Genomic DNA, 12487 nt, shown 5'->3' on the forward strand with positions numbered 1-12487 from the left:
TTCATCTACTTCTGGTATTCTGTTTTTTAATAGTGGCTTACTTCGGCTGATCTCTTTCAAGGCTAATTCGCCTCCTTCTGCATACAATTTCTCAAAACGATAGAAACTATCTCGGCTGTAACCCAATACATGCCTCTGATACATTCCCCAGCTTCCCTGCTAATTTCAACAGCCCTAATTTCGGCTGTATTAACTTTTCTGTTGTTGTCATGATCCTAATCTTTTTGTGTTATCTGTTTAACAATAACTGTCAGATTAAGTTTTGACTTCTACACGTCATCTGAAATGGTATAACGCAGAACTAAATTAGCGGTTTGCTTACTCATATGAACCACCTAATGCTGTGATCGCTGCTACCGCAATGTACATGATCTTATTTTACTTTCTCGGAACGTAAACGACTTTAAAAATGTTTCGGATCTGACAAATCCCTGGAAATATCGTCAAAATAGCAGTCTATAATATTTCGCCCCTTGCCACTCTATAAACTTTCCAAATATTGAGTGATTCTATATTTCTCTCTTTCGCTTTCAAGAAGCTTCTCATATAGTTCAATTATTTTTTGCAGCAGAAAAGATGTTTGCTGTTGCATATAACCATTACGCGATCCGCACTTCAATAACTGACGAGCATACCTACTATCAAAGTACTGTATAAATTCGACAGATATATCTAATGCACTGGATACCGTCTGTAAAATGTGTGGCTTAATTTTTTGCTTTTTTTCCAACAGAGAAACTTTTTGTTGGTTCCAATTACTACCTAATCTCTCAGCAAGTTGCTGTTGCCGTAACCCAACTAATTCTCTTATTTGCCTTATATTATTACCCTGATGGACAGAACTATTATCAATCATAAAAAAACTATCATACCGCACAAGTTTACGTTATTCTACTAATGTAAAAGTCATCTCGAAAACTGTAAATTACAAAATAGAAAAATCTTGTTTAAGATTTGAATTTACGTGCTTTGTAAAAAAACATGAAAATGCCTAGCCGTAAAAACCAATTAAACCTTACCCTCTCTGACGAGGGATACACCAATGATTCCTACAATTCAGAAGTACCTCCCGCAAAAAATAATTCAGATACTCCTGAGAATCCAGGAAGGTGGAAGAAGATAGCTGAATTGATCCCTGCATCTAATTTGCAATTATTAGAAATAAAAGAACTAGAAAAGCTAACAAAGGCGATTAATATTTCAGGAAAGGTTGAAAAAGCTGCAAGAGAACTGATGCGCAACATTAGAGAGAGTATAATGGAAGAATGTCAATGGTCACCGCCCACATATTATAGAAAGCAGAGGAATGGAGGAAGATGTGTATCAAATGCGGAGAGGCAAGCCATTAGGAATATTGTAGAGAAAAACGTAAATACTTTCCTTGAGCAGATAACAAAGCTCGTCAACCCTTATAGAAAAGATACATAATTCTAAGTCAAACCAGTGGATTTCCATCTGGAAGGCAGCACAGCTGTCAGTCACTGCAATTAAATCGGTTGTATCAACTACCACCTTTAGCGAAATAAAATTAGCTTACTTAAAATAAAATCATCAGAGGTAAAATGAAAATAAGAGAATATGAAACCCATAGACAAACTTGCCTTTAAGCAATATCATCTATCTTATTTACTTTCTGGTAGTCAGAAAAAAAGGTTAAAGGTAATTTTTCGGTTTTATGATCTGGATAGACTAAAGGAATATATAACCAAGTGGCAATATATCGGCCTGATAAACGATTATGGTTTTTATGAAAAAGGAGAAGAAAGAAAGCTATTAATGAATTTTTGCGATAATTTTCTTAAGATAATGGAAGTCTTTTATATCAGGAGTAAGCAAAAGACCTTGAAACAATTCAACAGAATGACCTTGCTATCGAGGGAAGAAATAAAAAACACAAATATAGTCCTTGATTCATTTACAAATCAGTATAGCATTGAATATGCAAAAATGGAATTGCTTGATTTACTCAATGTAGTCATTAGCTATAATAATGGGGATGTGGTAAACAGGAGTGATATTCTGCCATTCTTCATAACCGTTAATTGTTTACTGGAATTAGTTTATGAAAAAGATAAGTAGATCAGGACATTATTAATATTTACTCCAATATTTACTCCCACCTAATATAGAGCCATAACAGTATAGCTATCTTTTCAGCATTCAGCCATTTTACGGATTCTGACACCGTATACTCAATCGAAGGCAGAATGCCTTGTTGTTCTAAAAAATTCAAAAAACAGTCATCTTCTTTGAGTCGGTTCATAACACGAATAATTCGTTTCGTAAAACCATGATCAATGGTTGTCTTCTCCCGAAATTCCTTGAAATTGATATGAGGGGAAATGTCTACTTTGAAAAAACAGATCAACGGGTCTCCTAAAGAATCAGATAGCATATAAAAATCATTCCTTGATATATCACTACAACAGCTATTCAGGCAGATACAAAAGTCAGTCAAAATTAATACAAACTCTATGAAGTGGGCCTTGGGGCCATTCCATATTATATCTCTATCTGCACCTCCCAATAATTCATTAAAATTATACATAATATATTTTTCTAAAGTAATAAGGTGTAAGTTTCCACAGTAAAATTGAGCAAAAACTATGCTTATGAAAGTCATTTAGGATATATTTTCTATGACAGAGGTACCCTCTTCCTGCTTACAGTAATACACAACCATTTATGGCTTATAGGAAAATTAGAATTTCTCAATAATTAAAATTTCCTTTTTGTACTATAAAACGTCCTTTTTGATATATCACAATTATATATTTTGCATAACTTTTGCTGATCTACAGCTGTACAATGTAGATTAATTAAAATAAAAGCTATTACCTATGCAGAGTGAATTAAGCCCTTTTTCTTATCGCTCCATAGCGACATGGTAAATAAGCTAGAACTATTAGATGATGAGAACCTGGAACCTATTGAGTACTCAAGCCGTGGAATTTCGATCACGCAAGGAACTATGGAGCGGTTGAAACAGTATATTTTGGAAAATAGATTTGAGGATGAACAAAGTGAAATTCACTTCTTTAAGGAGGTGAAACCAATGTTCATGAGTAAATTGATCTACCACTGTAAGATGTACGACCTGGAAGTCAAACGACCGTTAAAGATTGATCATTTGAATCAGGAAAAGTTTCTGAAACATGAAATACGCCGTGTACAGAAACACTATAAGCGGCATCATGAGGTATATTCTTACTATAAATCCGGGGCAACACATTTAGACAGGCAGTATTTCCTTCGTCAGCCTGGAAGCATGTTTTTCTTCCAGGATACATTCATTATCATAGACAGCGCCTTCCAAACTACTCATGATAACCTCATATCAGAGTTTATCGCTAATGAGTTTTACTGTAAATACCTGTACACCCTTTTGGAAGGTGATAGTAAACCAGCTTTGCAAAAACAGGTTCCTACTTCGGAAAAAAGTCTAAACTGGACAGCATCCAAAGCTGCATTGATAGAATTGATTTATGCACTCTATAGTGCTGGCGCTTTAAATAACGGAAACGTCGATGTAAAAGACATTGCAAATTATTTCTCAAAAATGTTAAATATTGACGTAGGTAATATCTATAGAACTTTCCAGGAAATTCGTCTACGAAAGAAAAGCAGAACCCAATTTTTACAGCACCTTATCGAAAGAATTGAAAGCCGTATGAACTTCTGGGATGAAAATCCACGATTATAACAATTTATCGTCAGCTTAGCTACTTACTGAGGTATACTAAAAGCTAAGGCAACAAGAATACAATTAAAAAAGCCCTAAGCTTTGATACGCTCTGCCTGCGCATCTGGTTACTTATTCCCCAACCAACTATATATAACTCACAGGTACATAAATAATGCTATAAGCCTACGAATATGCTATATGTTGATCAATTAGCCCAGCTCTGCCGATACCACCTTTATACAAAGGAAATCTAACAGTAGCATATCTGACCGCTTTTTGTCCATAACAAAAAACCGACTACGGTAGCAAGTGGGGAAAAAAATATACAATCGTTCTTCTTGTTAATAAAAATCGTCTCTAGCCGCTGAAAGTTCAAGAAACTTGGCTTTTACATGGATTGAAAAAATTTTACCGTATTCGGTTCATAGTGTGAAATGCAGCTTTCAGATTAAGCCATTTTTGTATTGTCAACAAAACAATACGATTATGATGGTTACATGGACAACATACCTATCAGTGCTCTTTATCCTTCTCGCACTGTATTATGCTATTATCATTCTGCTATACTACAGAAATGAAATTGGGTCTAAAATAGCTGGTAAGAAACGGAACCAAGCTAAGAAATCAGTTGATAGCATATTATTTCCAGAGCCGGTGGACGAAGATGAAAATCTTGATACCGAAAGCACTACTATTTATTCTTTAGTCGATGAATTACAGGCATTTATATATCAGGCAGGCAGAGAGAAGATGGACAAGAAAACACTGGTAATAGGCATTAAAAAGCTTTTGAAAAAATACCCTAGAACCAAAGGCAGTATTTACCAGGAGGGTATTTCTAATATGATTGCTGTAATCACCGAGAATAATTGTGGTATTTATTTTAGTGCAGATGAATTGAGGAATATGTGGGTATAACAAGTGCCATAGGAACACTCATCCGCATCTGTGCAGGAAAACCAAGTGCGGAGAGATGGTGTGGAGAGTGTTCCTTTTTACTGAATAGTGGGTTTATCTATATACTGCCCTGCCTTTACACGATAGTGCTGTTTGAATAAGTGAAGTAACGAGTCAGTGTATTTGGTGGGGCTTTTTATGTCTGAACATTTTTCTATCAACATAAAAGCTAGTGAATATGAAAGTGATGAATTTTGATTGCGTTAAAGGAAAAATTAAAATCCTAAGTGTTTTTTCAGCGGTAATGCTCACCGTCACAACTTTGTCTGTAATGGGTCAGGACGGGGTTGCAGGTATTCAGGAGGCAAATACAAAAGTCAGAGGGTACTTTGATGTAGGCTGCGATCTAATGTATGCGGTTGGCGCTATTCTCGGCTTGATCGGTGCCGTACGTGTCTACCAAAAATGGACCAATGGACACCCGGATACAGGATCTACTGCTGCTGCCTGGTTCGGTAGCTGTGTCTTCCTGGTTGTCGTAGCCACCGTTCTAAAGAGCTTTTTCGGTTTATAAAAATGATGGGTATGGCAAATAGTGTTTACAACATCAACAAGGGAGTTAATGCAAGTATAGAATTCAAAGGGCTAAAGGCTCAATATATATGGTATCTCGGTGGTGGTTTACTTATAATGCTATTACTATTTGCCATACTCTATATCTTGGGAATTAATTCCTATTTGTGCATTGTAGTCGTAGCAAGTGGAACTATATTTTTATTCACTTATGTTTATAAGTTGAGCAATAAATATGGTGAACACGGCATGATGAAAAAGATTGCCAGCAGGAGCCTTCCGAAATTTATAAAGTGTAATAGCCGGTCAATTTTCATTTCATTTAGAAACAAAAATAACATGCCGTGACTATTCTGCAACGCCCAACTATGATAGTGTAAAAAAATATTTCACTAAAAGATATGTGGAAATGGAAAAGTGGCTGAAAGATATTCTTCCAATAATGGACATAGAGCATAATTGCATTTTGAGTACGCAAGGTGACATTACCATTGCATTTGAAGCTCAACTACCTGAAATATTTACTGGTTTTGCTGATGATTTTGAAGTGTGGCATCAGGGATTTATCAAAGCCATTCGCCTTTTACCTAAAGGCAGCGTATTTCATAAGCAGGATTGGTTCATAAAGTCAACCTATAAATCCGAATCCAGTAGTACAGATAGTTTCCTAATAACAAGTAGTCAGAAATATTTTGATGGCCGAGAATTTCTTGATCATACTTGTTATATAATGATTACCAAAAGATCAGAAGACCGGAAATCTGCGACTTCACTTCTTTCAAGTTTAATACGACCTTCTATTGTACCAGAACAGACAGTAAGTACTGTTGCATTACAGGAATTTGAGGACGTTGCAGGACAGTTTCAGAAAGTATTATCTGATTGCGGTATTATTTTGACACGGCTCAAAGATGAAGACCTGAGAAGTCAGAATCGGAAAGCGGGGCTAATAGAACGATACCTTTTCCTCCTGGAGAATGAAGACAATCTACTCATTAAGGATATAGAACTCAAAAATGGAATTAAGATCGGTAATAGTAATTGTCAACTTTTTACCATTTCTGGTAGTGAAGACTTACCCCCCTATTGCGGCTCACGCATTAACTACGACCGATATAGCACTGATAAAACTAAGTTCAGTATTGGTTTTGCTGCACATCTTGGTCTGCTCTTACCAGTGAATCATATTTATAACCAGTATATAATCGTGGACGACCCACAACAAACGTTAAAAAAATTTGAAAGCAAGAGATTACGTTTTCAATCTTTGGCAGCCTATTCCCGCGAGAATGCAATATCCAGAGAGGCTGTCAATGATTTTCTTAATGAAGCCATAAGCCAGCAACGCCTTCCGGTGAAAGCTCATTTTAATATCCTGACATGGTCTGAATCAAAGGAAGAAGAAAAAGACATCAAAAACCTGGTTATCTCCGCGCTTGCGCAAATGGATGCTATTGCAAAACAGGAAACGGTTGGAGCCGCGCAAATATTCTGGTCAGGCATTCCTGGGAATGCCGCAGACTTCCCTAAAAACGACACGTTTCAAACTTTCGCGGAACAAGCATGTTGCTTCCTTAATGTGGAAACAAATTACAGGACTGACTCATCAGCAGATGGCATTCGTTTCTGCGACAGGTTAACAGGCAAACCTGTATATGTAGACTTATACAATGCCCCCCGCATGAAAGGTATAGCTAGTAATATGGGAACTTTAGTTTGCGGAACAAGTGGAGGAGGTAAGAGCATGACAGTGAATCATATCATCCGGACGTTGCATGATCAGGGCGCTCACTCTGTAATCGTTGACATAGGAGGTAGCTACCGAGGATTATGTGAGCTTGTCAGTGGGTATTATTTTACATATACCGAACAAAATCCTATACGATTTAATCTTTTTTATCTACCAGAGGGGCAATCTCTGGACACAGAAAAAAAAGAAAGCCTGAAAACCTTATTGGTAGCTCTTTGGAAACAGGAAAGTGAGAATTTCAATCGTTCGGAGTATGTAGCACTGTCAAATGCACTTCAAGGTTACTACCGACACTTAGTTGAACACCCGCAAATTTTCGCTTGCTTTGATTCCTTCTATGAGTACCTGAAAGAAATCTACATTGAGGAATTGAAACAGTTCAATCTAAAAGATCGAGATTTCGACATAGATAATTTTATCTATGTTCTAAGACCGTATTATCGTGGTGGTGAGTTTGATTATTTATTGAATGCTACTGGCAATCTTGATCTACTCAATCAGAGGTTTGTCGTTATTGAGCTGGACAACATCAAAGATCACCCTGTTCTATTTCCTGTGATTACATTGATCATTATGGAGATGTTTCTTTCTAAAATTAGAAAATTACAAGGAATACGTAAAGTATTAGTGATTGATGAAGCATGGAAAGCTATCGCAAAAGCCGGGCTGGCTGAGTTTACAAAGTACGCATATAAAACCATACGGAAATTCAATGGAGTACCTATTGTTATCACGCAGGAATTAGACGATCTAATCAGCTCTCCTATCATAAAAGACGCAATTATCGCAAACGCAGATATTAAGATACTCATGGACATGCGAAAGTTTGTTAACAAATTCGAGAAACTTCAGGAAGTACTTGGCATGAGTGAGAAAGGTAAATCTATACTTCTATCAGTGGATAAAAATAATCGAGAAATTTTCGTGGATATAGGCGGTCAAGAAATTAAGGTATATAAGAATGAACTATGCCCAGAGGAATACTACGCATTCACCACGGAAGGAAAAGAACGGGTTAAAGTCTTAGAATATGCCCAAAGGTATGGCAGTATGGAAAGAGGAATTATAGAGCTGGTGAAGGAAATAAAATCTTCCGTGTAAACCATAAACTATATATCATTATGAAGAAAATAATTGTTGGGCTGGTACTGTGCATAGGATTGACTATAGCCCCGACGCAAAAAAGCCACGCGATCATTTGGGAGATAGCAAGGCAAGCTCTGATTGCTGCCATAAAAGCAATGGACTTAGCTGTTCAGCGATTACAAAACAAAACTATTTGGCTACAAAACGCACAAAAGCAATTAGAGAACATTCTAACGAAATCCAAGCTAGACGAAATATCTGAATGGACTAATAAACACAAGGAACAATATGCAAATTATTTCGATGAATTAAAAAAGGTTAAGCAGGCTATCTCTGGTTATAACCGGGTAAAAGAAATAATAAACAAGCAAATAGCCTTAGTAGATGAATACAAATCAGCATTTGAGCTATTTCGCCGCGACAAACATTTTACTCTGCAAGAGGTGGAATACATGGTTAAGGTATATACTGGTATCATTGATGAAAGCATAAAAAACATCGATCACCTTTTTCTGGTAGTTAACTCTTTTAGCACCGAAATGACTGACGGGAAACGGCTGGAAATATTAAACCGCATTGCAGAAAGCATAAACATTAACCTTAACGACTTGCGCGAATTTAATACAGAGAATATCAAACTAAGCCTGCAACGTGCCAGGGATGAAAACGATATGATCCAGATAAAAAAATTTTACGGCATCAAATAAAAAAGTTTATGAAATACATTCTAATCCTTCTGATTTGTACATTGCCCCATAGTGTACAGGCCCAAAACAACCAGATAAAGCTTTATTTACAGCAGATTGCGGCAAACAAGGTTTACATCGAATATTTGCAAAAGGGATATAGTATTTCCAAACAGGGGTTGACCTTCATAGGAAATGTAAAGAACACGCATTTTACATTGGATAAAAACTTCTTTCTCTCGTTGGAAAATATTAATCCAAAAATAAAAGATTATTCTAGGGTGGCAGAAACAATAACCTATAGTCTGGAGATAGCAAATGATTTCACAGCCAGTTCACGTTTAATAAACAATAGCGATCTATTTGCAACTTCTGAAAAAACGTATGTAGATCGTTTAAAAAACGATCAACTAGATGCTTCCCGTCAGTCAATTGATGACCTGATTAATATAATCAACCCCGGTAAATTGGAAATGTCAGATGACGAAAGAATCAAGCGGATAGATATACTACACGGAGAAATGAGGGAACGATACCTGTTCAGTAAAGAATTTTACAGCACTCTAAAAATACAGGCATTACAACGTCAACAAGAAAAAAGAGATGTAAATAACCTACGTGATTTTAGTAAATAAAAACAGTTTCAGATGAAAACTTTCATTTTAAAATGCTTTTTAACCACAACCCTAATATTTACTTTACTACCGCCTATTCGCGGTCACGCCCAGGCTAAAGAGCTGGCTCAACTTGCACTAAATCTGGAAAAGCTAACGCAATTCAAGCAGATACTTTCAGATTTAAAAAAGGGATATGAAATACTCTCTGGTGGTTATAAAACTATTAATGATATATCCGAAGGTAATTTCCAACTACATAAGTTATTTCTGGACGGGTTAATGCAAGTAAATCCTAGTATAAAACAGTATAGACATATTGCCGATATTGTAAATTACCAGGTGCTACTTGTAGAGGAATATAAACAGGCCATCAATAGCTCAAAATCTACCGGGGTATTCAATCCCAATGAAATTGAATATATGTCCAGAGTGTATGCAAGACTTTTTGACGCTTCTATTCAAAACCTGGATGACCTATTCACTGTGATAACAGAAAACAAGTTACGTATGTCCGATGAAGAACGCTTATCCGCAATTGATAAGATATATTTTGACATGGAAGACAAATTGACCTTTCTGCGACACTTCAATAATTCAAATTCTGTTTTGTCTTTACAACGATTGAAGGAACAAAAAGAAGTTGAAAGGATGAAGGCATTTGAGGGAATCAAGTAAAATGCGACTCAGTATAATAGGGTTTTTCTGATTTTAAAAATGTGATTTATGGATTTATGTGTAAAAACCTTCGTAACAGGATCAATATTGCTGTTCTTCCCATTTCTTGTTCGCGCGCAAGATACGGGTATGGTAGATGAAGTAAATAGCTTACATGGCGTGTTAGATAAGCTGTATGATGATCTGATACCATTATGTAGCAAGTTGATTACTGTCGGCAGAGGCATTGCAGGTTTCGCAGCTCTATTCTACATAGCAGTAAGGGTATGGGGACATCTATCACGTGCGGAACCAATCGATTTTTACCCTTTATTCAGGCCATTTGTATTAGGCTTTGCTATAATGATATTTCCATCGGTGATTGCAATGATAAATGGTGTAATGAATCCAATTGTAATAGGAACAGCCCAAATGGTTAAAAATGCCGATGAAGCAGTGGCAACACTGCTAAAAGAGAAAGAAGATGCGATCAAGAATACCGACCCATGGAAAATGTATGTTGGTCCTACTGGTGAGGGTGACAAGGAGAAGTGGTATAAATACACGCATGATGGGCACGAAAGTAAAGGTGACGGCCTATTTGGTAATATTGGAAATGATATAAGATTCGCCTTTGCTAAAGCATCTTACAATTTCAGGAATGCCATAAAAGAAGTTATTGCCGAAGTATTGCAACTGCTTTTTGCCGCTGTGTCATTGTGCATCAATACAATGCGCACATTCAATTTGATCGTCCTCGCTATATTAGGTCCGCTGGTTTTTGGTTTGAGTGTTTTCGATGGTTTCCAACACACACTTAAACATTGGTTAGCCAGATATATAAACATCTTTCTGTGGCTACCTATATGCAACATCTTTGGAGCAGTCATTGCCACCATCCAGGCGAACATGCTTAAAATAGATTTAGGTCAGCTCGGCCAAACCGGAGATACCTTCTTTAGCAGAACCGACTTAGGATATATGGTATTTTTAATCATCGGCATTTATGGCTATACAACCATTCCGAGTATAGCCAACCATATCATGTTTGTTGGTGGTGATGCATTAACCGGTAAAATGACTGCCGCAGTGGGCGGCGTGGCCGGTGCTGCTGCAAGTGCTGCTGTTGGTGGAGCTGGCATAGCAGGGAAAGCCGTAGGTTCAGCGGCTGATGGACTTGGTGGCCTTATGTTTTCAGATAAAAACAGCGTAGAAGCAGGACTAAGTGATCCCCTTGGTAATATAAAGGAAGGATATAATCAGGACAGTGATAGGAATGGCTTAGGAGCTAGCGCCAGTAGAGCATATGGGCACTTGATTAAAAAATTGAAAGGTGGCGATACTACCTGATCTCCTCATCCCTGTAGGTTGATAAAATATATTAGCTTGTTCTGATCAAAAATAAAGGAAGTGAAACATTGTGTAAGAACGAAAATGAGGGAAAGTATGTTTCGGAAAGCTAAAAGCATTCAAAGCTCGTTTGAACATATCAGGGCGTTTACGGCTATAATTATTACTTGCGTATTCTGCCTGTGTGGATTCACTATATACAAGTCAATGAAATTGGCGGCAGCTACGCAAAACAGGATATACGTCTTAGCAAACGGAAAGGTACTGGAAGCATTTGCCAGCGAGAAAAAAGAAAACATTCCGGTAGAAGCAAAAGACCATGTAAAGATGTTCCATTTTTACTTTTTCACATTAGACCCAGATGAAACTGTTATAATGTCTAATATCAATAAGGCGCTGTATATGGCAGATAATTCAGCAAAGCGTCAATATGAAAATCTGAAAGAAAATGGATACTATTCAAACGTTATATCCGCGAATATCAGTCAGAAAATTGAAGTGGATAGTGTTTCAATAAATGTCGATCAGTACCCATATTATTTCAGGTGTTATGCGCGACAAAAAATTGTCCGCGCCACTAGCATTGTAACTAGGAATTTAATTACCGAAGGTTATTTGAGGAACATTAGTAGAAGCGATAAAAACTCGCATGGATTTCTCATTGAGCGGTGGAATACAATTGAAAATAGAGATTTAAAGACTGTAACAAGATAAAAGATGTGGAAGTTATTTAAGCGGAAAACACCGCGTATTTCTTTAATCCATGTGCTTTTTGAACGTGGTTCAAATATTATGGAGCGCAAACATAGAGGTTTAGCCAATGTCTTAAATAAGAAAGTAGCTAGATGGTCAACATCTAGAATTAAAATAGCAATGATATTGTTCATTACCATTTATGTAGCATCTATAGTATATCTGTTGGTAGATACATTTTCCACCAATACCGATAATATTCAAGTTGATCATATATATGTCCCCAAAAACGTGTCACTGAAAGATACCCAAAACAGAAGCCTTGATGAAGAAAACAAGTTTATTAGAGTGCGGATAAAGGAGTTTTATTTGTACATGGACAGCCTAAAAAATGATACTAATGGCAAGCATATTTATGATAGTATAATTCATTACAGGCCAGGGTTACTTGATAGTATTACCTATTGGGAATCATTGAATAATCAAAAATAATAAT

14 protein-coding genes and 1 pseudogene are annotated in these 12487 nt (G+C 36.7%); 13 read left to right on the plus strand and 2 right to left on the minus strand.

The annotated features are described in order from the left end of the window. Nucleotides 1–211, minus strand: a pseudogene (locus ACDQ55_RS15180) (helix-turn-helix domain-containing protein); the annotation flags it as partial. A gap of 270 nt (nt 212–481) precedes the next feature. Further along, on the minus strand, nt 482–856 hold the full coding sequence (locus tag ACDQ55_RS15185; protein WP_420982258.1) for a helix-turn-helix domain-containing protein: 375 nt from the start codon (nt 854–856) through the stop codon (nt 482–484). 125 nt (nt 857–981) lie between these two features. On the opposite strand from ACDQ55_RS15185, the gene ACDQ55_RS15190 reads away from it, so the two are divergent. From ACDQ55_RS15190 to ACDQ55_RS15250, 13 genes are all read left to right on the plus strand, one after another. After that, nucleotides 982–1428 (plus strand): hypothetical protein, encoded by a 447-nt coding sequence (locus tag ACDQ55_RS15190; RefSeq protein ID WP_420982259.1) that lies wholly within the window; start codon nt 982–984, stop codon nt 1426–1428. A gap of 150 nt (nt 1429–1578) precedes the next feature. Next, nucleotides 1579–2079 carry a hypothetical protein gene (locus tag ACDQ55_RS15195; protein ID WP_420982260.1) on the plus strand — a complete coding sequence of 167 codons (501 nt, stop codon included), beginning with the start codon at nt 1579–1581 and terminating at the stop codon, nt 2077–2079. A gap of 805 nt (nt 2080–2884) precedes the next feature. Then, a complete protein-coding gene (locus ACDQ55_RS15200) occupies nt 2885–3703 on the plus strand; it encodes an RteC domain-containing protein (RefSeq protein ID WP_420982261.1) in 819 nt (272 codons plus the stop codon). Nucleotides 3704–4171: 468 nt separating this feature from the next. Further along, nucleotides 4172–4603 (plus strand): hypothetical protein, encoded by a 432-nt coding sequence (locus ACDQ55_RS15205; protein WP_420982262.1) that lies wholly within the window; start codon nt 4172–4174, stop codon nt 4601–4603. Nucleotides 4604–4829: 226 nt separating this feature from the next. Beyond that, nucleotides 4830–5156, plus strand: coding sequence for a DUF4134 domain-containing protein (locus tag ACDQ55_RS15210; RefSeq protein ID WP_420982433.1), 327 nt, complete (start codon nt 4830–4832; stop codon nt 5154–5156). A gap of 11 nt (nt 5157–5167) precedes the next feature. Next, nucleotides 5168–5503 carry a DUF4133 domain-containing protein gene (locus tag ACDQ55_RS15215; RefSeq protein ID WP_420982263.1) on the plus strand — a complete coding sequence of 112 codons (336 nt, stop codon included), beginning with the start codon at nt 5168–5170 and terminating at the stop codon, nt 5501–5503. 61 nt (nt 5504–5564) lie between these two features. Continuing rightward, nucleotides 5565–8006, plus strand: a complete 2442-nt coding sequence (locus ACDQ55_RS15220) for a TraG family conjugative transposon ATPase (protein ID WP_420982264.1) — start codon at nt 5565–5567, stop codon at nt 8004–8006. Nucleotides 8007–8026: 20 nt separating this feature from the next. After that, nucleotides 8027–8698 carry a conjugal transfer protein TraI gene (locus ACDQ55_RS15225; RefSeq protein WP_420982265.1) on the plus strand — a complete coding sequence of 224 codons (672 nt, stop codon included), beginning with the start codon at nt 8027–8029 and terminating at the stop codon, nt 8696–8698. 8 nt (nt 8699–8706) lie between these two features. Then, nucleotides 8707–9312 carry a hypothetical protein gene (locus tag ACDQ55_RS15230; protein ID WP_420982266.1) on the plus strand — a complete coding sequence of 202 codons (606 nt, stop codon included), beginning with the start codon at nt 8707–8709 and terminating at the stop codon, nt 9310–9312. A 12-nt stretch (nt 9313–9324) separates the two neighbouring features. Beyond that, complete coding sequence (locus ACDQ55_RS15235) at nt 9325–9969, plus strand: TerB family tellurite resistance protein (protein WP_420982267.1); 645 nt, start codon at nt 9325–9327, stop codon at nt 9967–9969. 48 nt (nt 9970–10017) lie between these two features. Further along, nucleotides 10018–11298, plus strand: a complete 1281-nt coding sequence (gene traJ / locus ACDQ55_RS15240; RefSeq protein WP_420982268.1) for a conjugative transposon protein TraJ — start codon at nt 10018–10020, stop codon at nt 11296–11298. 96 nt (nt 11299–11394) lie between these two features. Continuing rightward, nucleotides 11395–12012, plus strand: coding sequence for a conjugative transposon protein TraK (gene traK / locus ACDQ55_RS15245; RefSeq protein ID WP_420982269.1), 618 nt, complete (start codon nt 11395–11397; stop codon nt 12010–12012). 3 nt (nt 12013–12015) lie between these two features. Next, on the plus strand, nt 12016–12483 hold the full coding sequence (locus ACDQ55_RS15250; RefSeq protein WP_420982270.1) for a hypothetical protein: 468 nt from the start codon (nt 12016–12018) through the stop codon (nt 12481–12483). Nucleotides 12484–12487: the final 4 nt, after the last annotated feature.

Origin of the sequence: Chitinophaga sp. 30R24 (assembly GCF_049056765.1) — a bacterium.
Classification (GTDB): Bacteria; Bacteroidota; Bacteroidia; order Chitinophagales; family Chitinophagaceae; genus Chitinophaga.